The sequence below is a fragment of the Metasolibacillus sp. genome (assembly GCF_025291715.1).
Classification (GTDB): domain Bacteria; phylum Bacillota; class Bacilli; order Bacillales_A; family Planococcaceae; genus Metasolibacillus; species Metasolibacillus louembei.
The window spans coordinates 1-22,638 of record NZ_JAMBIZ010000017.1; the positions used below are offsets into that span (position 1 = coordinate 1).

At 40.0% G+C, this 22,638-nt stretch carries 21 protein-coding genes, 1 pseudogene and 1 riboswitch; of the genes and pseudogenes, 19 read left to right on the plus strand and 3 right to left on the minus strand.

Features of this window, described 5'->3' with window-relative positions; all coding sequences use genetic code 11:
- The first annotated feature begins 120 nt into the window (after positions 1-120).
- The 11 genes and pseudogenes from M3Z76_RS11710 (at position 121) to M3Z76_RS11760 (ending at position 10,995) form a co-directional block, all read left to right on the plus strand.
- Positions 121-396 carry a hypothetical protein gene (locus M3Z76_RS11710; RefSeq protein WP_293927165.1) on the plus strand — a complete coding sequence of 92 codons (276 nt, stop codon included), beginning with the start codon at positions 121-123 and terminating at the stop codon, positions 394-396.
- A gap of 30 nt (positions 397-426) precedes the next feature.
- Positions 427-579, plus strand: a complete 153-nt coding sequence (locus M3Z76_RS11715; protein WP_293927168.1) for a hypothetical protein — start codon at positions 427-429, stop codon at positions 577-579.
- Between the two features lie 98 nt (positions 580-677).
- Positions 678-2,390 carry a phage tail protein gene (locus M3Z76_RS11720; RefSeq protein WP_293927171.1) on the plus strand — a complete coding sequence of 571 codons (1,713 nt, stop codon included), beginning with the start codon at positions 678-680 and terminating at the stop codon, positions 2,388-2,390.
- A gap of 16 nt (positions 2,391-2,406) precedes the next feature.
- Positions 2,407-2,601: a hypothetical protein gene (locus M3Z76_RS11725; RefSeq protein WP_293927173.1), complete on the plus strand. Its 195-nt coding sequence runs from the start codon at positions 2,407-2,409 to the stop codon at positions 2,599-2,601.
- A gap of 123 nt (positions 2,602-2,724) precedes the next feature.
- Positions 2,725-3,129 carry a phage holin family protein gene (locus M3Z76_RS11730; RefSeq protein WP_293927175.1) on the plus strand — a complete coding sequence of 135 codons (405 nt, stop codon included), beginning with the start codon at positions 2,725-2,727 and terminating at the stop codon, positions 3,127-3,129.
- Positions 3,126-3,629, plus strand: a pseudogene (locus M3Z76_RS11735) (peptidoglycan recognition protein family protein); the annotation flags it as partial. The gene M3Z76_RS11730 and the pseudogene M3Z76_RS11735, both read left to right, overlap by 4 nt.
- 486 nt (positions 3,630-4,115) lie before the next feature.
- Positions 4,116-4,541, plus strand: a complete 426-nt coding sequence (locus M3Z76_RS11740) for an acyl-CoA thioesterase (RefSeq protein ID WP_293927178.1) — start codon at positions 4,116-4,118, stop codon at positions 4,539-4,541.
- Between the two features lie 93 nt (positions 4,542-4,634).
- Complete coding sequence (locus tag M3Z76_RS11745; RefSeq protein WP_293927180.1) at positions 4,635-8,357, plus strand: DEAD/DEAH box helicase; 3,723 nt, start codon at positions 4,635-4,637, stop codon at positions 8,355-8,357.
- Between the two features lie 9 nt (positions 8,358-8,366).
- Positions 8,367-9,068, plus strand: a complete 702-nt coding sequence (locus tag M3Z76_RS11750) for a nucleoside-diphosphate sugar epimerase (RefSeq protein WP_293927182.1) — start codon at positions 8,367-8,369, stop codon at positions 9,066-9,068.
- Positions 9,055-9,900 carry a patatin-like phospholipase family protein gene (locus tag M3Z76_RS11755; RefSeq protein WP_293927186.1) on the plus strand — a complete coding sequence of 282 codons (846 nt, stop codon included), beginning with the start codon at positions 9,055-9,057 and terminating at the stop codon, positions 9,898-9,900. The genes M3Z76_RS11750 and M3Z76_RS11755 overlap by 14 nt, the downstream gene beginning before the upstream one ends.
- Positions 9,901-9,993: 93 nt before the next feature.
- Complete coding sequence (locus M3Z76_RS11760; RefSeq protein ID WP_293927189.1) at positions 9,994-10,995, plus strand: LLM class flavin-dependent oxidoreductase; 1,002 nt, start codon at positions 9,994-9,996, stop codon at positions 10,993-10,995.
- A gap of 25 nt (positions 10,996-11,020) precedes the next feature.
- Here the strand turns inward: M3Z76_RS11760 and M3Z76_RS11765 are convergent, their stop codons facing one another.
- The gene (locus tag M3Z76_RS11765) at positions 11,021-11,542 is read right to left on the minus strand and encodes a GNAT family N-acetyltransferase (RefSeq protein WP_293927191.1); all 522 of its coding nucleotides are present in this window, start codon (positions 11,540-11,542) and stop codon (positions 11,021-11,023) included.
- Positions 11,543-11,663: 121 nt separating this feature from the next.
- Between M3Z76_RS11765 and M3Z76_RS11770 the strand changes: the two genes are divergently transcribed.
- From M3Z76_RS11770 to M3Z76_RS11780, 3 genes are all read left to right on the plus strand, one after another.
- The gene (locus tag M3Z76_RS11770) at positions 11,664-12,404 is read left to right on the plus strand and encodes an SH3 domain-containing protein (RefSeq protein ID WP_293927194.1); all 741 of its coding nucleotides are present in this window, start codon (positions 11,664-11,666) and stop codon (positions 12,402-12,404) included.
- Between the two features lie 136 nt (positions 12,405-12,540).
- A riboswitch (SAM riboswitch) is annotated at positions 12,541-12,647 on the plus strand.
- Positions 12,648-12,741: 94 nt separating this feature from the next.
- Positions 12,742-13,680 carry a homoserine O-acetyltransferase MetA gene (gene metA, locus M3Z76_RS11775; protein ID WP_293927196.1) on the plus strand — a complete coding sequence of 313 codons (939 nt, stop codon included), beginning with the start codon at positions 12,742-12,744 and terminating at the stop codon, positions 13,678-13,680.
- On the plus strand, positions 13,664-14,077 hold the full coding sequence (locus M3Z76_RS11780; RefSeq protein ID WP_293927198.1) for a group-specific protein: 414 nt from the start codon (positions 13,664-13,666) through the stop codon (positions 14,075-14,077). The genes metA and M3Z76_RS11780 overlap by 17 nt, the downstream gene beginning before the upstream one ends.
- Positions 14,078-14,120: 43 nt before the next feature.
- Here the strand turns inward: M3Z76_RS11780 and M3Z76_RS11785 are convergent, their stop codons facing one another.
- Together M3Z76_RS11785 and plsY are read right to left on the minus strand one after the other, a co-directional pair.
- The gene (locus tag M3Z76_RS11785) at positions 14,121-14,414 is read right to left on the minus strand and encodes a HesB/YadR/YfhF family protein (protein WP_293927200.1); all 294 of its coding nucleotides are present in this window, start codon (positions 14,412-14,414) and stop codon (positions 14,121-14,123) included.
- A 118-nt stretch (positions 14,415-14,532) separates the two neighbouring features.
- The gene (plsY, locus tag M3Z76_RS11790; RefSeq protein WP_293927203.1) at positions 14,533-15,135 is read right to left on the minus strand and encodes a glycerol-3-phosphate 1-O-acyltransferase PlsY; all 603 of its coding nucleotides are present in this window, start codon (positions 15,133-15,135) and stop codon (positions 14,533-14,535) included.
- A 270-nt stretch (positions 15,136-15,405) separates the two neighbouring features.
- On the opposite strand from plsY, the gene parE reads away from it, so the two are divergent.
- The 5 genes from parE to M3Z76_RS11815 all read left to right on the plus strand — a co-directional run bounded on the left by parE (position 15,406) and on the right by M3Z76_RS11815 (position 22,505).
- On the plus strand, positions 15,406-17,373 hold the full coding sequence (parE, locus tag M3Z76_RS11795) for a DNA topoisomerase IV subunit B (RefSeq protein ID WP_293927206.1): 1,968 nt from the start codon (positions 15,406-15,408) through the stop codon (positions 17,371-17,373).
- Positions 17,374-17,376: 3 nt separating this feature from the next.
- A complete protein-coding gene (gene parC, locus M3Z76_RS11800) occupies positions 17,377-19,800 on the plus strand; it encodes a DNA topoisomerase IV subunit A (RefSeq protein ID WP_293927209.1) in 2,424 nt (807 codons plus the stop codon).
- A 163-nt stretch (positions 19,801-19,963) separates the two neighbouring features.
- Complete coding sequence (locus tag M3Z76_RS11805; RefSeq protein ID WP_293927212.1) at positions 19,964-21,151, plus strand: MFS transporter; 1,188 nt, start codon at positions 19,964-19,966, stop codon at positions 21,149-21,151.
- A gap of 16 nt (positions 21,152-21,167) precedes the next feature.
- Complete coding sequence (locus M3Z76_RS11810) at positions 21,168-22,070, plus strand: DMT family transporter (protein ID WP_293927214.1); 903 nt, start codon at positions 21,168-21,170, stop codon at positions 22,068-22,070.
- Between the two features lie 12 nt (positions 22,071-22,082).
- The gene (locus tag M3Z76_RS11815; RefSeq protein ID WP_293927216.1) at positions 22,083-22,505 is read left to right on the plus strand and encodes a DUF1801 domain-containing protein; all 423 of its coding nucleotides are present in this window, start codon (positions 22,083-22,085) and stop codon (positions 22,503-22,505) included.
- Positions 22,506-22,638: the final 133 nt, after the last annotated feature.

Genomic DNA, 22,638 nt, shown 5'->3' on the forward strand with positions numbered 1-22,638 from the left:
GCGGACGATGGAAATACATTTTCGTTGCAAGTAAGTAACGATGGCAGTATTTTTATTGGCCCTTTAACACATACAGGGACAATACGTATAAATGGAAGCTTTTATGTGGGGGTGTGACAAATGAAATTATATAAAATTGACGATAACGGCTTTGTTGTATTTGGAGAGGATAAAATACTCATTGACGGTGAGGAAATACCAGAAGGCTACGTGTCTACTTATTTAGACACTAGTGAACAAGGCTATTTTAAACCTCGTTGGAATGGTACAGAGTGGGTCGAGGGAGCAACACAAGAGGAAATTGACGAAATTACAAATGTACCCACAGAGCCAACGCAGGATGATTTTTTACTAGATTTAGAACTAAGAGTAACGATGTTAGAGCTAGGTTTATAAAACACTAATTAAAAAGGAGTTTGAAACAATATGACAACTTACACATTATGTTTATCAATGATTAATCGTAAATCATACAAAGACAAAGAGGACATGCAGTTTAAGCTGGATGTCTTTTTTGCGGGAGATCGCATCACAGAGGCGCAATATAACGAGTTAGTTAATCTAGTGACTGCTCAATAGTCCCATTATGTGGAGCAAGTAACTAACAACTTAATATCAAATATTTATCAGCCTTCCATTTTAAGTGGAGGGCTATTCTTTGTAAAGGCGGTGATAAATTGTTTTATGTCACATCACTAGATACCTCACAAACAGAGCCTTTAGTAAACATTGGCAATGATTTTAAAATGGAGCAATCCGTAGACGGCACCTTTACAGTGTCATTTACTTGTTATCCAAGTACAAATAATGCTGGATACGATTTATTAAAGGTAGAATCTGTTGTTACTATAGATGGCAATGATTTTAGAGTAAAGGTGCTTAATGATAATGTACACAGCAAATCGATTACAGCATTAAGTATTTTTTATGACCATTTAAAAACATTTCGACATGGTACATTTGAGGGTAGCCATACACTCAATAATCATCTGAATTTTGCGTTAGGTGGTACAGGATGGACGTTTACAGTAGATGCAGCTATAGCAAACGTCACAAATTATATACGTAGCTTTGGCGATGACAATGTAGTGCGCTTGGTCCAAAAAATATGCAAAGCGCATGAATGTGAGTTCGAAATTCTGCCAAATAAAAAATTGCATTTTGCGAAAGAGATTGGTGGCAATAACGACTATCAGTATCGTTATAATCATAATATCTCGTCAATTGTCCTACAGGAGGATACGACCAACCTAGCAACGTTTATACGAGGTTTTGGCAAGGACAGTTTAACAGTTGAGTATACATCTCCAAACTCGGCGATTTTTGGTATACGCGAGGAAACTCCAGTCAAAGACGAACGTTTTACAGATTCACAAGCATTGTTAAATTATGCTAAAAGCAAGCTGCAGGACGAACCGCAGCTTGCCATTGAAACAACAATACCCGAATTGGTAGGACGTGAAATAGGTGAACGTGTATGGCTTATTTATGAGCCTCTAAACATTGAAATGAGTACACGTATATTAAAGCAAACAAAAGTGTTACACGATGATGAACTGATTACGTCATCGGTTATCTTTGGTAACTCATTGCCTAAAAGTGCAGAAGATATATTCGCAAATCATGAAGAAAAAATAGGTGATACAAATGATTATGTGGATGAAACAAAAGAAGAATTAAGCGAAAAAATTGAGGAAGTTGGCGGAGAGTTTAGGAGCGCCATTACTCATACAAACGAACGTATAACTTTAGAAGTTGAGCAATTAAACACATCCATTGCGGCTATAGATATTAAAGCAGATAACATCAACATAAGCGTGAATAATCGCATTACAAATGAAGTAGCCGCTATAAATGTGCGTGCTAATGCTATTGAGCTATCAGTTACTAATTTATCTAATAGTACAAGTAGCGCTATTACTCAACTGTCAAACAATATCAATTTAAAAGTTGATAAAGGTGGAAGTATAACAGATATTAATTTAGACCCCGGCTCAGTGACAATCAACGCAAACAAAATCAATCTAAATGGAGCAGTCATGGTTAATGGGGATATAAGTGGCGCAACTACTATTAACGTAAATAGAGATGTATTGATAGGTAACAATTTGTATTTAAGAGGCAGTGGTAATAGGTCAATTGTTTTTGGGCAAAATCAAATAATGGAATTAACGAGTGGAGAAATAGCGATAGGTAGCAGAACGTCGCTTGGTGCATTCACAAGATTTCACGGGCAAGTCGATTTTTCGGCAGCATATACAGTAGGACTATCGGTTAATAATGCTGAGAGTGTAAATGGATATACAATGGCTTACAGCACAAGTGGCGGGAAAAAATTTATTACTTTCAGACAAAACGGCTCCTACCTGGGCCAAGTAGAAATTAACTAAAAGGAGCATGAGTAACATGGATTATCAAGTACAATTAAACAACGGACAAGCAATTGCTTTAAAAAATGCAGAGTTTAATGTTGAAACTTTTACAGCGACATTAAATGATCAAAAAATTAATTTTGTTAATATCGGTGGGGCAATCATTAATAAGCATATTATCGTTAGTGTCTTACCTACAAATGCTATGGAAACACAGTCAAACGACTAGCGTCACAAACGGACATGTTGGCCGAAGACTGGACTTTAATTTAAAGAAATCCCAAGCGTTTGGGATTTTGAAGGGCGTGTCATACGATGCGTCCTTTTTATTATGTAAAAAGGAAGTGTTCAAATGGAAAAAAACATAGCTTTAGTGAGTGGTGCGGTGGGAGCAGTTATATCTTATTTAGTAGGTGGCTTAGGTATGGCCGTAACGGTGCTAATTGCGCTTATGGCACTTGATTATGCTACTGGGTTAATGCAAGCTGCTATTAATCGAGAATTAAACTCTCGTGTCGGATTCAATGGGTTTATTCGCAAAATTTATTATTTAATGATGGTTGCATCGGTGTATTTAATTGCGCTTGTGATACCTGGTATCGGTTATGCCGGTGATGGTGCTGCCATCGCCTTTTGCGTACTTGAATTTATCAGTATCACTGAAAATGGTACAAAAATGGGTCTGTGGATGCCGAAATTTATTCAAGATTTACTGGCAATTGTTAAAGACAAAGCAGGGGAGGGCAATGCGAAATGAGCTATGTATTCAAACAGAATTTACTGTCCAGTAGTAAGTATCCGTTGAAATCTCCTTTTACTATGACTGCCGAATATATTACAGTTCATAACACAGCAAACGATGCATCAGCTGCCAATGAAATAGCTTACCACAACCACAACAATAATGAGGTCAGCTTTCATGTTGCTGTGGATGATAAAGAGGTCATCCAATGCTTGCCGTTCAATCGTAACGCCTGGCATTGTGGAGATGGTCAGGGGGCAGGAAATCGCAAGTCCATCGGTATTGAAATTTGCTACAGCAAAAGTGGTGGACCACGTTATGTGGCGGCGGAGGAAAATGCTGTACAATATATCGCTTCATTGCTAAAGCAATTTGGCTGGGGCGTTGAACGTATCAAAAAGCATCAAGATTGGAGCGGCAAATACTGCCCGCACCGCATTTTAGATGAAAAGCGTTGGGGTAGCTTTAAGGGGCGTGTACAAAAAGCGCTAGAGGCACTAAATAAGCCGAAAAAGGAGATGGTATGGGTGGAGTTTTTGACGAACACAGGACGTGCAGAAATCAGAGCACTACTTAAAAAAGCACGTAATCAAGGCATTATCAGTGCAGATGTTCATACGGATCAAGCCATCGAAAAATACGACGACATGCAGCTGCTGAGTTATCAAGCTGCTGTTATTAATCGCACATATAAATAACACATTGCCCCTATATGCAGATAAGAGGCATATAGGGGCGATGTCAACAAAAAGAGAGAAATACTTGTTCAAAACAACCTTTAACGCCTGCCGCCATTTTTAATTTTGTACCCCACCCGTACCCCACTTGTACCCCAAATCAAAACATTTCTATACACTTCTATACACAGAAAGGAAAAAATATCCAAGATGCACCACTAAACCACAACCTAAAATCCTCCAAAAAATAATCATCTCAACATAACACCTTCCAACTGACAAACCCCCACCAATCGCGGTATGATAAACCATGAGGTGACAAAAATGCATATATCAGAAAAACAAATTGAAATTCGTTACGCAGAAACAGACCAGATGGGCGTGGTGTACCACGCAAATTATATCATCTGGCTAGAAATCGGGCGTGCACAGCTTATTCATGATTTAGGGTTTGCTTATACGAAATTAGAGGATGAAGGCTATTTATCACCTGTCATCGATGTGTCGATTCAATATAAGGCGGCGCTCCGCTATGGACAGGTTGCGACGGTTCGTACGTGGATTGAGTCACATTCACGCTTGCGTACAACATATGGCTATGAGGTATTGCATGAGGATGGGACTGTAGCGGCGACTGCGAAAACAGTACATACATTAGTGCGAAAAGATAATTTCCGTCCGATTTCCTTAAGTAAGGTTGATCCAGCGTGGGATGCGGCATATATTGAAAATATGCGCGTGCAGGAGTAGATGTGCTAGTTTTAGCGCATCTTTTTTTATTTAATAACATAGAGTTTCTTGATATAATGATGTTTGTGTCAAATTTGCAAGGGAGGGGTGTTCATGGTACAGAAGGTTGCCGTTGAAACGGTGCGATGTCATATATTGTTGACGAATACGGCACGTGAAGCCATTCAGCAGCATGTTCAAGATGAACAGGCCTTTTTTCGTTTGCAAAAAAACTTTATTGTTTATATTGAAAAATTAGCGATTGAGCAAACACAGCTCGCGTTAACACTATATTTTGACAATGAAAAAAACCGCGTTTTAAAGGAAAAATTTCAAGAGCGTGTCGTGATTATGGATTGCGTATTTGATTTGAAAAATGGGCTTGTTGCGAAAAGCTTCCGTACAAGGGGGAAGGGGACACCCGTTGCAACAAATCGCCGTGAAAGGCTGTTAATTCATTTTGTACCATCACGCATTAGTGGACATACATATCCGGATAAATTTATTGAAACGCTTGCTGCGCTTCCTGTTGCCCAGGAGCGCTTTGATTATGTCAATAAACGCATCACCTCATGGGAAGGCTATTTGAAGGTGCTGAATCAAAATGCGGATATAGAGGATATCGAAGCGAAATTTACGACGCATACACTGAATGCTGATTTCACACATATTACATTCATTTGTAGTGAGATGAATGATAAAGAGTGGAAGCAATTGAAAGGGTTAAGTGCTCGTGTACGTGGCTTAAAGCTTGATTTAGGTGAGGTTGTCAAAGTGAATCGCGGGGCACGTGCTGTTGAAATTGCATTAAAGCCTGATGCGGTGCGTCTTGCGAGGAAAAATGAGCTGCATTTTGAGATGAATACAATCGATTTCAGCAATGCCTCGACAAAATCGCAGCTCAATCGTCTGTTAAAAGGCTTTGATCGTTTAAAAGAAGGGCTTGCAGCAAATGCCAATTTAGAAAATATTTTATTTGAGGATAAGCCTGTAATTGCCGCACACAATGCAGATGTTACACTTGATTTTCATAACCAATTAAATGAATTCCAACGCAAAGCGGTAACAGGGGCAATGAGTGCGGAAGATTTATATGTGATTCAAGGGCCTCCTGGAACCGGGAAAACAACCGTTATTTCAGAAATTTGTTATCAAAATGCCAAGGCAGGCTTGAAAACGCTAGTGGCCTCACAGTCGAATTTAGCGGTTGATAATGCACTAAGCCGCTTGCTTTCCAACAAAGATATCCGCATTTTACGTTACGGGCGTACGGAAAGCATCGAAGAGGAAGGCAAAAAGTTTATTGAGGAAAATGTTGCGACCTATTGGCAGCAGCAAACGTATGAGGCGATTAGCCTTGAAGTGTCGCAGCAGCAGGACAAAAAGCAGCTATTAGAGCAGGAAATTATTGATTATGAAGCACAGCTCACACAGCTACAGGAAGAAAAAATCAAGCTTCAGCAGGACATTGAACGCAAAAAGCAGGCAGAGGAGCAGCTTAAAGCACTGACAGAAAAAATCATCGCGCTGAAAAAACAGCTTGTCCCATTAAAAAAAGAGCGTGAGCAAGCAGAGGAGCAGCTCGAAAGGCTAGAAGCATCAAAGGCGGAGCTAACAGCAAGCATCACTACCTATCAAGAGCAGCTTGTTGAGCTTCCAACAGTGCAAGAGCTAGAAGCGTTAGAACAATCGAATACGGAGCAGCTCACACAGCTTAGCGAGGCGATTCAAGCTGCCGAAATAAGCTCAGCAAAGCAACAGCTTGAGCAGCAGCTCGCAAGCGTAACCGGTCAGCTACAACACTTGTCACCAGATGACGGGGCAATGGAGCGATTAACAACGCAAATTACGGAGCTAAAAAAGGTGCAGGATGTAGAGGATTTCATTGTGGCGCATCAAATACGTCGCAGCTTTGTTATCGATCGTCTTCTTGCCTCTTTATCCAAGCTGCAGCCTGAAATTGCGGCATATAAGCCGATTAAGGATTTAAGTGAACGGCTGGAAAAAGCCTTAGCTTACAGTGAAAAAACATTACAAATTCATGTTACAGCACCACCATTGCCACCAAATCATACGTACTCAATTAATGAGGTGCAGGAATTTTTAACGAAGCTCAGCCATGCCTTTGCAGAGCGAAAAATTAATGCTCAAAATGGCGCACGTTCAATTCAAGGTGTGCTATTGCGTAAAGCATATGTAGAGCAGCTACAGGTGAAATATCAGGATTTATTACGTGAAGTTATGCTTATTTTTACGAAGCTGAAAGAGGAGCTTGTAGATTTATATAAAGAGCAGCTTGGTCAGAGTGAAACACAAGTACAACAGCTGCGCAGTACAGAGCAGCAATTGCAGCAAAAGCTCCAACAATTGAAAGACGTACCAGCAATAGATGTGACTGTTGAAGAACTACAGCAGCAGCGCACCGACTTAGAGCACAGCAAGCAGCAGCTTGCACACCAAAAAACGAAGCAGGCAACGCTGACAGCGACTTACGAAGCAAAAACAGCGGAGCTACAGCAAGTCAACGAGCAGCTTACACATGGCAATGAGCTTATCCAATCATTAAAGGAACAGCTTAAAGAAATCAATAGCACGGGTCTTGCATTAGAAAAAGAACGGGAAGAGCTTGAGCAACTAACAAAGCAAAACCCGGAGGCAGCATTATCCGGAGTCGAACAACGCATAACAGCGATGCAAGCAGAAATCGCAAAAACTGAGCAAAGGCTTGAGCTATTACCTGTCACACAGCAACTTCAAAGCGAATGGCAAACGATGCTGGCAAATGCAAGCGAGCATGATTTAGAGGAAATTCGCAAGCTGTATGTGAAGCATGCGAACGTTATTGGGACAACTTGTGTTGCATCGGCGAACAAAGAATTTATGGACAATTATCCAACATTTGATGTGGTTATTATCGATGAAGTATCGAAGGCAACGCCGCCAGAGCTATTGCTGCCAATGTTAAAGGGCAAGAAAATCATTTTAGTTGGTGACCATCATCAGCTACCACCATTGATTGGGGACGAAACTTTCGAGGAAACGCTAGAGCAAGTCATTAAAAATAGCGATACATTTGAGGAAAAGCGTGAGCTTGAAAAAATGTTAGAAGAATCATTGTTTGAGCGCTTGTATAAAAACTTGCCACAGTCGAATAAAACGATGCTAGCAATTCAATACCGCATGCATGAAAAGATTATGGAGACAATTGTGCCATTTTATAAAAATGAGCATGATGCCCTGCAATGTGGCTTACCTGATTCAGACAAAGCGCGTGACCATTTGCTTGAAACACCTTTATTTAACCGCCAAAATCATTTGCTATGGCTTGATATCCCGCATGACCAAGCCCATTTTGAAGAACGTATGAAGGAAGGGGCAAGCTTGTTTAACCGAGCAGAGCTAGAAAAGGTAAAAGAATTGTTAACATCCATTAATGAGGCAACAAAGCAGGCAAAGGAGCAAGGCTTATTGCCACAGGATGCACAGAAATCTGTTGGTGTCATTAGCTTTTATGCGGAGCAGGTAAAACGCATTAATGAGATGGTGGAGCAAGGGTATCCGCATTTGCATATTCGTACAGGCTCTGTCGATAAGTTCCAAGGGATGGAGATGGATGTCATTATCGTTAGCATGGTGCGAAATCATGATGGGCAAGGCAGCATCGGCTTTGCGCAAGATTACCGCCGCTTAAATGTCGCATTATCACGCGCACGCGAATTATTAATTATGGTCGGTAGCACGGAAATGTTTACAAAACGTCCAAAGAAACAAGAAACGCGCCAAATGTATCAGCATGTGCTTGATGTTGTGAAAGCGCAGGATGGCTACCGCGCATAGGAGTGACTTATGGAATTACAACAGTTGGAACGACAAATTCAAAAGCAATTACCGCGTCCTAATGGTGTGGAAATTGTAGAAACAAAGCAATTTTCGATACCCATTCAGACAATTTTAGCGAAATACACGCCGATTCGTCGCATCCCAATGGATATTTTAATGAAAATGATGCTCCTAACCTTTCAAACAGGGCGTTTTCAAGATGTTGAAATGGTTGCGGATGTGCTCTTAGTAGAGGCTTTATTTATTGAAGATTTACTGCAAAAAATGAAGAAAACAGAGCTAATTACAGTGGAAGAAACCATTCAATTGACAGAAAAGGGCAGAACACAGCTAGCAGCGGGTATTTTCGAGGAACAGCTAGAGGAAATGGAGCAAGAATTGTATTATAGCCCATTGCACGAAGCGTTTTTACAAGGGGAGCTAGCGGAATTTGATGAATTTCCTGACGAGCTTTCGCACGAAAAAATGGCTGTATGGACAGAGGAGCAAATTGTTGCTGCCTTGTCAAATGATGATGAGGAGACATTTATTACATCTATCAATAGCGCAGAGGAATTACAAATCCACGATGTGCCATGCTTTCAATATGTTTTACATGATACAAACAAAAATACATTTGATATCCGCATTTTTAACACATTCACCAATGCATGGGATGCACAGCTTGAGCAATTGATAAAGGCGAGTGAGCAAAATGACAAAAACTAGTTTAATTTTAGAGGGTGGGACATTTCGCACGATTTATACGAGCGGCGTGTTAGATGCCTTTTTAGAGCACAAGCTACATATGCCTTACATAATTGGCATTTCAGCTGGTGCGATTAACGGCTGCTCCTACGTATCGAAGCAAAAGGAGCGTACATTGCGCGTATTTACCAACTATCGCCATGATAAACGTTATATCGGCTGGCACAACTTTTTAAAGGAGCGCAGTTTGTTCGGGCTGAATTTTGCCTATGATACCATTCCAAATGAGCTAGAGTTGTTTGATTGGGCGACATATGAGCAATTTGAAGGGCAGTTTGAAATTGGTGTGACAAATGCTTATACAGGGGAAGTTGAATATTTAGATGCGCTGCAAATGGATAAGGCTTGCACGATGCTGCGAGCAACCTGTGCCATTCCGATTTTATTTCCTGAAATCAAATTGGAGAACATTCCATATTATGATGGTGGGCTAGCGGACCCGATTCCTATTACAAGAGCAGAGGAAAAGGGCTTCGAAAAGCATGTCATTGTCTTGACACGCCCACATGGCTATCAAAAATCATTGGATCGTCAAACGAAATTTGCCATTAAAATGCTTGGTAAACGCTATCCCGCATTAGCAAAGCGCATGCTACAGCGTGCTGCGCGTTACAACGAAACACTCGCTTATTGCGAGCAACTTGAGGAAGAAGGCAAAGCATTTTTATTCCGTCCGAACTATGCGATGAACAGCTTTGAAAAGAATTTAACGCAAATCCATAGCAATTATAATATGGGCTATCAGCATGCACAGGAGCAGATGGCAGCATTGCAGCAGTTTTTAACAAAGTAAACTAGAAAAAGCCAAAAGGTTAATGACTTAACCTTGATTTACTTTAGCATATAAGCATATTGCAAGCATCTATTTCCAAATTTCGTTATAGTAATGTGTGAGGTGATTCCATTGTTAAAAAATATTCCCGTGTCTGTTCTAGATTTAGTGACGATTGCGGAGGGACAGACAACAACTGAGGCGTTTCAACGCTCACGCAACTTAGCGGTTTTAGCAGATGAGTTAGGCTATGAGCGTTATTGGGTAGCGGAGCACCATAATAGCCGAGCGATTGCTAGCTCTGCAACAGCGGTCGTTATTAGCTATTTAGCGAATGCAACGAAAAAAATTCGTCTTGGCTCAGGTGGTATTATGCTACCAAACCATGCACCGCTCATTGTTGCCGAGCAATTTGGCACACTTGATGCAATGTTTCCAAATCGTATTGATTTAGGCTTAGGCCGTGCACCAGGTACAGATCCGTTCACTGCAAGAGCATTGCGCCGTCGTGATGCTGAGGATTTTGAACATAATATAGAAGAATTAGAGCGCTATTTAATACATGCGAAAGAAACAGACCATATTAAAGCATATCCAGGCTTTGGTGCCAATATTCCGCTCTGGCTGTTAGGCTCTAGCTTATTCAGCGCAGAGTTGGCGGCACGTCGCGGCATGCCATATGCCTTTGCGAGCCATTTTGCACCAGATTATTTAATGCAGGCGATTGATATTTACCGTACACAATTCCGTCCATCAGAAGTATTGGAAAAACCAAGAATGCTGGCATGTGTCAATGTCATTATTGCAGAGACAGATGAGGAAGCACAAAAATTAGCGACAACGCATTATCAGCTTTTCTTAAGCATTATTCGCCGTACACATGATTTGCTACAGCCACCAGTTGACGATATGGATGAAATTTGGACACCGTTTGAAAAACAAGCGGTGCTACAGCAGCGTCAATATATGTTTGTCGGCAATCAACAAACGGTTAAAGAACAGCTTGAAAAATTTGTTGCTGATACACAGGTAGATGAATTGATGGTCACTGCTTCAATTTATGATGAAGAGGCGAGAGCCAAGTCATTTACGTTATTGAAGGAGCTTTTTGAATAAGACAGGGAAATCACCCCTGTCTTTTTTATATCTTCGCATATATATTGACATCATGTGCGTAACCATCTTGATACATATAATTGCGCAAAGTGCCTTCTTGTTCAAAGCCCTGCTTCAACAACATTTCATTAGACGCTGTATTTTCAATATAAACAGTCGCTCCAATGCGTGTTAACTCCAGCTCCTGAAAGCCGTATTCTACTATTTTCTCCAGCGCCTCGGATGCATAGCCCTTACGCCAAAAATCAGGATGTATTTCGTAGCCTACCTCAGCTCGTCTATGAACAGGTACCCATAAATTAAAGCCAATCGTTCCAATTAAACGATTATTCCCCTTAATTGTAATACCCCAACGCATACTTCTTTTTCCTTGAAAGCCTTTTGTAAACCCTTCGATTAATTGTTCGGCTTGTTCAATATCCTCCAATGCTTGCATACCGTAATGCTTTGTGACATCCTCGTTTGAAAAATAGGCAAAAATATCGCCAGCATCTTCGTGTACAATCTCTCGTAAAATTAGTCGTTCTGTTGTTAATGTTGGAAACATGGCTAAACCCCTTTGTTTTTTTATTAACTAAAAATAATAGTGTAACTTACATTTCAATAATAGGATAGTGTTTCCTCCTATGATACAATTTAACTAATATATTATGAAGGGAGTGCGTTGGATGAAGTTCGTCAAATGGGTCATTGCAGTATCGTTATGTTTTATTGCACTAACGGCTATGGATTATGGGGATGCTCAAGCATCAGCTAGTACCTCTGAAACGAAAGTATCAAAGCAAACTGTGAATCAAATAAAATATGTGAAATCAGAAGGAGGATTAATTGTCAGAAAAGAAGCACATTCGAAAGGTGCTAAAGTAACGATGCTGAAAAATGGCTCAAAAGTTTTTGTATATACAACGGACAGCAACGGTTGGTCACACATCAAACAAGGAAATGTCAAGGGGTATGTAAAGGATGCTTATTTAGTAGTGCAAGAACAGAACACTCAAAATAAAAATCGAAAAATTGATTTTTCTATGAGTATAAATCAAGTTGAGAAAGCAGAAACAGCAAAGTTACTTAGAAAATCACAAAAGGGAAATGTGTCTACTTTAGTTTACTCAGCAATGAAATATGGTTACTCAACAGAATTGATATATTATTATGAGGATAAAAAGCTTGGTGCGATTGGATTTGATTTCTTCCCTAATAGAGACCGTTATAGTGATTGGTCGGAAATACAACTTATCCATGACACTCTTTATAAAGAAGGTCTTAAGGAGCTAGGACGTAATGTGGAAACACGTTCAGACGGTAGTTATTATATTTCAAGCTTGTGGGATAAAGGCTCTTATTACGTTATGTTAGATGTTAATCGTATAGACGGCTATACGATGGCGACTTTAATATATTATCAGTAAAAAACATGATTCATATAAAAGGGATTGTAAAAATTGTATGGAATTTGATTTAAGAAGTGTAGTGTATTGACAATAGTATTTTAAACCCTATTGTCAAACGCTTTCAATAATGCTACAATAAACAAAATTAAAAAAACACTTATCAAGAGAAGCCGAGGGATATGGCCCGTTGACGCTTCAGCAACCTCTAACATTGATTAGAAAGGTGCTAATTCCAGCGGGGGAACTCCCGAGAGATAAGAGTGAACGGATTGCTTACAAAACCCTCACATTCTCTATGCTGGAATGTGAGGGTTTTTTGTATTGATTTGTTATTTCAAGAAATGGGGGAAAAGCAATGCCAATTAATATTCCGAAGCAGTTGCCAGCAGGCGAGCTACTAAGAAAAGAGAAAATCTTCGTGATGGAGGAGGACCGTGCGAGAACACAGCAAATCCGTCCATTAAACATTTTAGTTTGTAACCTAATGCCAGAAAAAGAGAAAACAGAGCTGCAATTATTACGCTTATTAGGGAACACACCTTTACAAGTAAATGTCACATTTTTGAATACAGCAACCTATGAATCGAAAAATGTCTCAAAATCACATTTGCAAACGTTCTATACGACATTTGCTGAGATTAAACACCGCCGCTATGATGGCATGATTATTACAGGTGCGCCAATTGAACGCATGGAATTTGAGGACGTTATCTATTGGAAGGAAATTACGGATATTATGGATTGGGCAAAGCTAAATGTCACATCCATCATGAATATTTGTTGGGGCGCTCAAGCGGCTTTATATCATCATTACGGCATTGGTAAATTTGAGCTGCTGAAAAAATGCTCAGGCGTATACTCGCATGTTATTACGGATTTAACGGTAGATTTAGTACGCGGCTTTAGCGATGAATATGTAGCACCACATTCAAGACATACATCTGTATCAATTGATGAAGTGCGTGCACATCCAGATTTACGCTTGCTGAGCTATTCAGACGATGCGGGTGTCTTTATTGTACAATCGAAGGACAATAAGCAAATTATGATTACAGGACATTTAGAGTATGATGCCACAACGCTTGCTGATGAATACGAGCGAGATATCGCCAAGGCAGATAATGTAGAAGTGCCTGTGAACTACTTCCCAAATGATGATCCAACGAAAGCACCAAAAAATACATGGCGTGCCCATTCGCATTTGCTGTTCTACAACTGGTTGAATTATTACGTATACCAAGAAACGCCATACAAATGGGATTTTGTTGAAGAGGAGATTGAATATCATATTTAGCACACCGAAAAAATTTTACATTGCCTCCAGCTTTCAAAATATAGAGGATGTCCGTTATGTAAAAGATCAATTAATAGCGAAAGGCTTTCAGCATACGTATGATTGGACACAAAACAGCCGTGCTGCCAATTTAGAGGAATTGCAACGTATTGGCAATGCAGAAAAAGAAGCGGTTCAACATGCTGATTTTTTAATCATTTTATTACCTGCTGGGAAGGGCAGTCATATTGAGTTCGGACTTGCTTTAGCGAATGATATAACCATTTATTTATATTCGCCCAATGAGGATGTATATGATATGAATTTTACGAGTACATTTTATCATTTGGACAATGTCCGCATCATTGTTGGCACACATCAGCAGCTTCTTGAAAATATTTTCATAAATGAACAATAAAAAGCGATGCAACGACTCCACAAGAGCCTGTTGCATCGCTTTTTTATGCCTGTTTGTACGCATATGCTAATTCATCTAGCTTTTCATTCACACCTACATGCAAATCATGCTCATTGAAAAACCATTCATCATTGCGCTCTATGTAAAAATGAACGCCATCCACAATCGTTTCTACGCCAATTTCATGTGGTAATTCGCGATTCATACCAAGTGAAAAGCCTTCATGGAATGGCGATGACCCACCGTATCTGGCATAAAAGCGTACATAATCACCCTGCTGTACTTCCATTTCTGTGTGAAACCAATTTAAAGCTGCATCCGTCAAAATAATTTTCATGAAGACCTCTCCCGACATACATTAATAATGTTATTTTAGCGGATTTCCTAAATGAGGAACAGCAAATTGCTTAGTTAGATGCCAAAGTGCTGCTAATTAAGACCTTGGCATTTTAAAGTTAAATCCATTTCACTTTCGGTTCTGTGCCAGCTTTAATACGTTTAATATTTTCTCGATGGCGATAAACGATAAACGTAAATAAAATGACAATTAAAATAAATAAGGCGAAATCACCTGTTAATACAAGATAGATTATGCTATAAATAAGGGCGATGAGTGCAACCATCATCGATGTTAAGCTCACCATTTTTGTTAATTTCAATGTAATGAAAAAGGCAACAAATAAAAGCAAAAATAATGGCCATGCGTAGCCTAGTACAACACCTGCAGAAGTAGCTACTGCTTTGCCACCTCGGAAGCTGGCGAAAATAGGGAAGATATGTCCTATGACAGCCACAACACCTAAAATTAATGCATGAATTTGCACATCCGCAAAAAATGGTAATAGCGGTAGCAATACAGCCGCAGTTCCTTTTAACACATCCATAATTGTGACAATTATCCCTGCCTTTTTGCCAAGGACACGGAAGGTATTGGTTGCACCTAAATTACCACTGCCTTGCTGTCTAACATCTGTATGATAAAAAATCTTACCAATCCATAAAGCAGAGGGGATGGAGCCGATTAAATAAGCGCAAATAACAATTATAGCAATTGACATATATACGCTCCTTTCAAAATTGATAGTTGGTACTAATAGGTTGTAATAATGATTATACACTGATTACCTATTGATTGAATAGTAGATTGATTATTTTTTGTAATGTATGAATAAATACACGGCTCATATGAATAAGAGAAGTAAAGCACTTATTGAAAAATTGTGGTAGAATATCTATTTGTGTAGGGCTTTAGCGTATTGACAGCTAAGCTTATTCTTTAGTACGATAAAAGAAAAGAACGTTTGTTTGTATTTTTAGGGGGTATTTTTTTGGTGAAAGAACAACCAATCGCATACAATGACGATGCGATTCAAGTGTTAGAAGGCTTAGAAGCTGTTCGTAAAAGACCAGGTATGTATATCGGGTCAACGGATGGACGTGGGCTTCATCACTTAGTTTATGAAATAGTAGATAATGCAGTCGACGAAGCACTTGCAGGTTTCGGAGCGCATATTATTGTCAACATACATGAAGATAACAGCATTAGCGTGCGTGACTTTGGACGAGGAATGCCGACAGGAATGCATAAAATGGGGAAACCAACACCTGAAATCATTTTCACTGTTTTACATGCCGGAGGAAAATTTGGACAAGGCGGCTATAAAACAAGTGGTGGATTACACGGTGTCGGTTCATCTGTCGTCAACGCTTTAAGCAGCTTTTTAGAAGTATCGATTCATCGCGATGGACAAATTTATCGTCAGCGTTTTGAGGATGGTGGAAAGCCTGTAACATCGCTTGAAATTATCGGAAAAACAAAAGAAACAGGAACGCTCGTTCATTTTTTACCAGATGCAACGATTTTTTCTGTGACGAAATTTAATTATGATACGTTAGCAGAGCGTTTACGTGAATCTGCCTTTTTATTAAAAGGATTAAAAATTGAATTAATTGATGAACGTCCTGAAGGAATACATGAAGTATTTTATTATGAAAATGGGATTGAAGCATTTGTTTCGTATTTGAATGAAGAGAAGGATGTTTTACATCCAGTTAAATATGTAGAGGGCATGCAGCAAGAAATCGAAGTGGAGTTCGCATTCCAGTTTAATGATGGCTATTCAGAAACAATGCTATCATTCGTTAATAATGTACGCACACGTGACGGTGGCACGCATGAAACAGGAGCAAAGGCTGCCATGACGCGTGTATTCAATGACTATGCACGTAAAATTGGATTGTTAAAGGAAAAGGAGAAAAACTTAGAGGGCACAGATGTGCGAGAAGGCTTGACGGCCATTGTATCGGTTCGTATCCCTGAGCATTTATTGCAATTTGAAGGGCAAACAAAGGGCAAGCTTGGAACAAGCGAAGCGCGTTCAGCCGTCGATGCCGTCGTATCGGAGCAGCTCTTATATGTATTAGAAGAAAATGCTGAACTATCAGCATCCTTGGTGCGTAAAGCGATTCGTGCACAGCAAGTACGTGAGGCGGCTCGAAAAGCACGGGAGGATGCACGTAACGGCAAGAAAAGTAAAAAAGGCAGTACGCTGTTGTCTGGAAAGCTAACTCCTGCTCAATCACGCAATGCAGCGAAAAATGAGCTATATTTAGTCGAAGGTGACTCAGCAGGTGGCTCTGCAAAGCAAGGCCGTGACCGTTCGTTTCAAGCCATTTTGCCATTGCGCGGAAAAGTTATCAATACTGAAAAAGCAAAGCTACAGGATATTATGAAAAACGAGGAAATCGCTACGATTATTCATGCGATTGGTGCGGGTGTCGGCTCTGATTTTGCCGTAGAGGATGCCGCATACGATAAAGTGGTGATTATGACTGATGCCGATACCGATGGTGCACATATTCAAGTTTTGCTCTTAACGTTCTTCTACCGCTATATGAAGCCGCTTGTGGAAGCAGGGAAAGTATATATTGCTTTGCCGCCACTTTATAAAGTATCGAAAGGCGCAGGCAAAAAGGAAGTAATTGAATATGCTTGGACGGAAAATGAACTAGATGCTGCTATAAAGAAAATTGGCAAAGGCTATATTATTCAGCGTTATAAAGGATTAGGTGAGATGAATGCGGATCAGCTTTGGGATACGACAATGAACCCGGAAACGCGTACATTAATTCGTGTAACGATTGAAGATGGTGCACGTGCAGAGCGCCGTGTAACAACATTAATGGGTGATAAAGTAGAGCCTCGTCGTAAATGGATTGAGACACATGTTAACTTCGGAATGGAGGATGAGGTCAATATTTTAGAAAATGAATTCATCCATCATGAGGAGGACTAAGGAATGACAACGGAAAAATTTCAAGATTTACCTTTAGAAGAAGTAATGGGTGACCGCTTTGGTCGCTATTCAAAATATATTATTCAAGACCGCGCGTTGCCAGATGCACGCGACGGGTTGAAGCCTGTACAGCGCCGTATTTTATATGCGATGTTTAATGAGGGCAATACACACGATAAGCCGTTCCGTAAATCGGCAAAAACAGTCGGAAACGTAATCGGTAACTTCCACCCGCACGGCGACTCCTCTGTTTATGACGCGATGGTGCGTATGAGTCAGGATTGGAAGGCACGTCATATGCTCATTGAAATGCATGGTAATAATGGCTCAGTTGATGGAGACCCACCAGCTGCAATGCGTTATACAGAGGCACGTTTATCACAGGTGGCGGCGGAAATGCTGCGTGATATTAACAAACGCACAGTTGATTTTGTGCCAAACTTTGATGATCAGGATATGGAGCCAGTTGTTTTACCTGCTCGTTTCCCGAACCTGCTTGTGAACGGCTCCACAGGGATTTCGGCAGGCTATGCGACAGATATTCCCCCACATAATTTACAGGAAGCATTGGATGCTGTATTAATGCGTTTAGACAAGCCAGGGTGTTCCGTTGATGAATTAATGACGGTCATTAAAGGACCTGATTTCCCAACAGGTGGTATTATTCAAGGTGTGGAAGGCATTAAAAAAGCGTATGAAACCGGTAAGGGGAAAATTATTATTCGTGCGGCTGCAACGATTGAAGAAATTAAAGGCAATAAAGAGCAAATCGTGATTACAGAGCTGCCATACGATGTTAATAAAGCGAATTTAATTAAAAAGATTGATGAACAACGCGCTGATAAACGCTTAGAAGGTATTGCAGATGTAAGAGATGAATCGGATCGCACTGGCTTACGTATCGTTATTGAAATGAAAAAAGATGTGCAGGCACAGGGCATTTTAAATTATTTATTAAAATCTACAGATTTACAAATTACGTATAGCTTCAATATGATTGCGATTCATAACCGTCGTCCAACATTAATGACGTTGCCGCTTATGCTCGATGCATATATTGCGCACCAAAAGGAAGTCGTTAGCAAGCGAACTGCTTATGATTTGACAAAGGCTAAGGATCGTTTACATATTGTAGAAGGCTTAATGAAGGCCTTATCTATTTTAGATGAGGTGATTCAAACAATTCGCTCTTCTAGTGATAAGCGCGATGCCAAAAATAATTTACAGGAAAAATTCCATTTCACAGAAATACAATCAGAGGCAATTGTAAGCTTGCAACTATATCGCTTAACAAATACCGATATTACCGAATTGCGTACAGAGGAAGAGGAGCTTATTCAATTAATTGATAAGCTAACAAATATTTTAAATGATGAAAAAAAGCTAATCCGTGTTATTAAGCAGGAGCTGCTTGATGTGCGCAAGCGCTTTGCGCAGCCACGTCGCTCTGTTATCCAAGCAGAAATCGAGGAAATTAAGCTAACGCTCGATGTGCTTGTACCAAGTGAGGAAGTTGTGGTAACAGTAACGAAGGATGGCTATGTCAAGCGCACAAGCCTACGCTCTCACAGTGCGTCGAACGGACAAGATTTTGCCATGAAGGAATCAGATTATTTATTATATGAAGCAACACTTAATACGCAGCACTATGTATTGTTATTTACGAATAAAGGCAATTATATTTATCAGCCTGTACATGAGCTACCTGATATTCGCTGGAAGGACCTTGGGCAGCATATTTCAAGCATCGTACCGCTTGATGCAGAGGAATATATTATTGAAGTGATTGGCATTGAGTCATTTGACAAAGAGGATACTTTTATCTTTACGGCAACGAAGGAAGGGCAAATTAAGCGCTCGCCATTAGCAGATTATGTGGTCACTCGTTATTCGAAGCCTATTAAAACAATGAATGTCAAAGGTACTGACGAGATGATTTATGCCTCGTTGTTAACACCTACACAGGAAATTTTATTAACAAGCAATACGAGCTATACAATTCGTTTTACAGCAGAAGAATTACCTGTTACAGGTGTGAAGACAGGTGGCGTTAAAGGCATTGTTTTAAAAGATGGTGAATACTTAGCCGCTGCTAATTTAATCAGCCCTGAGAGCAATCAGGAGCTTGTCGTTGTGACACAGCGCGGAGCGATCAAGCGAATGCTGCTATCTGAAATTGAGGTAGGCAATCGTGCAAAACGTGGTGTCGTCATTTTAAAAGAATTAAAATCGAATCCGCATCGTGTGTATGCGGTGTTACTTGCAACAGCGCAGGATCATGTGCTGTTAGAAACAGAGCGTGGCGTGCAGGAAACGATTCACGTGTTGAACCTATCAAGAGCGGACCGTTATTCAAATGGCTCGCTAAAAGTGGATACAGCTGTAGACGGCGCATTAGTAAGAGCCGTGTTACTGCCGAAAGACTAACAGTAACTCAAAGGGCTGTCTGAAAGGAGGATATCTTTTCAGGCAGTCTTTGCTTATATACTTATCCTAGGGTGACGTTTTTGCTATATTGACATTTCTCCCATAATACTATATCATTCAATTTATTTCGGAAGTCGTTATATCATAGAAGGGAAGCTCATTCATGTGGAAAAATAAAAATGTATGGATTGTATTAATAGGGGAATTTGTCGTCGGCTTAGGCTTGTGGGCAGGCATTATCGGTAACTTAGCATTTATGCAGGAAACGGTACCGTCTGATTTTCATAAGTCGCTTATATTAGCACTCGGCATGATTGCAGGTGTTGCGGTCGGTCCATTAGCAGGTCGTATCATTGATTCATCAAGTAAAAAGAAAGTATTAATTGTAGCGAGCGCAGGGCGAGTTGTCTCGGTGCTTTTTATGTTTGTCGCTTTGGCAACGAACTCGGTTATCTGGATGCTCTGCTTTTTAGTAAGCCTGCAATTGGCAGCAGCCTTTTATATGCCTGCATTACAGGCTGTTATTCCAATGGTTGTGAAAGATCGCGATTTAATTACCCTAAATGGCTGGCATATGAATGCCCGCACCATTTCACGTATTATTGGGACTGCAGCGGCAGGTTTAGTACTAAGCTATTTTGATGTAAAATGGTTATATATTGCCTCGATGGTCATGTATATTGTAATGCTAGGCATTACCTTTACGCTGGATTTACAGGAGCAGACAAAAGAGAGGCAGACAAAAGAAAAGAGCAAGGGTAGCTTTAAAGAAGTTTACCCAATGCTAAAAGAGCAGCCAGTTGTGTTAATGACACTGGTGTTAATGGTTATTCCGATTTTATTTTTAGGCTCATTTAATCTTGTCATTATGAAAATTACCGAAATCCATCAATCACAAAGCTTGTCAGGTATGATTTATGCGGTAGAAGGAACCGCCTTTATGCTAGGGGCAGTATTTATTAAGCATTTAACGAAAATCGCCAAAACAGGCACGATTTTATTTATGTCAGTCTTTATTATTGGCTTGATGGAGCTAATGCTCTTTTTATCAGATATTCAATTATTTGCATTATTAACCTTTGCGTTATTTGGCTTTACGGTAGGCTGTTTCTTCCCAACAACCATGACGATCTTCCAGCGTCAAGTGCCGAAGGAATATCATGGACGCTTTTTCTCCTTTCGCAATATGCTAGACCAAGTGCTGTTCCAAATTGTTTTATTATCGACTGGAGCATTGCTTGATTTAATTGGTTTGCAGTGGATGGGGGTTACATTCGGTGTGTTTAGCTTGCTATTAAGCTCTTATTTCTTATTCATTATTCGTCGTCGCAAGCTTGAAATGGCGATGTAAAGGAGGCACGATAGCAATGGCAGTAGAAAATCGCAGAAAGGGGATTGTGCTTGTTCTCCTTGCTGCACTGTTTTGGGGCATTTCTGGTACGGTATCCCAATATTTATTCCAAACGTTACACATGAGCACAGAATGGGTAACGACGATGCGTTTATTAGCTGGCGGGCTCATTTTATTAACCGTTGCTTATCGCCAACAGGGCTCACATATTTTTCACATTTGGCGGCAAAAAGTAGATATTTTATCACTGCTTATTTTCGGCATTATCGGGATGATTGGTGTACAATATACATATTTAGCTGCAATTAATTACGGCAATGCTGCAACAGCAACAGTATTACAATATTTAGGGCCAGCTATTGTTACAGCTTATTTTATTGCTTTAGCAAAGCGCTTGCCAACAGTGAAGGAGCTTTTAGCTGTAGGATTCGCCTTGTTCGGCACATTTTTACTTGTTACACATGGTAATGTGAATTCCTTGTCGATTTCAAAAGAAGCGTTTATTTGGGGAATATTATCCGCATTCGGCTTAGCATTTTATACAATCCAACCCATTTCCTTGTTGCGCCGCTGGGGGTCTATGCTAGTTGTTGGATGGGGGATGCTCGTAGGTGGAATTGCCTTCAGCTTCGTTCATGCACCATGGAAATTCGAAGGGGAATGGCATATTTCGGGGCTGTTTGCCTTAGCCTTTGTCATTTTATTCGGTACAGTCTTTGCTTTTTACAGCTATTTAGAAAGCATCAAGTACTTAACACCAACTGAGACGAGCTTACTCGCCTGTGCAGAGCCATTATCTGCTGCAGGCACCTCGGTGCTCTTTTTAGGTGTAGCATTCGGCTGGATTGATTGGTTAGGTACATTTTTCATTTTAGCAACAATCGGCGTTTTAGCGATACAGAAAAAGAAACCTAGTTAGGAGATGCAGAATATGAGTGAACCGAAGATGAAAGAAAACGACAATAGTGTAGTGGAGTTTATTGAAAGTGTGGAAAGTGATAAAAAAAAGGCAGATGCCTATCAATTACTCGAAATTTTTGAAGAGGTCACAGGCTATCCGGCAAAAATGTGGGGACCTAGTATTATCGGCTTTGGTAGCTATCACTATAAATATGCATCAGGACGTGAAGGTGATGCCCCTTTAGTTGCTTTTTCACCAAGAAAGGCGAAAATCAGTCTTTATTTAGTCTATGAAGGTGAGGAAAGAGATGCGCTATTAGAGGGCTTTGGTAAGCATACGAAAAGTAAAGCCTGCATTTATGTAAATAAACTAGCTGATATTAATATCGATGTTTTAAAGAATTTAATTCAACATACAATGGAAACTTATCAAAAGCTTTATCCAAATGAATAAATAGTGTAACCCTATCTTTATTAAGATTGGGGTTATTTTTATTATGATTCATCAGTAGTTGAAGATTATGCCTTGTTATTTTCTAACCATTTGAGCGTATAAGTGTTAGTTGTTTTGGCAAATTCCCTAGAAG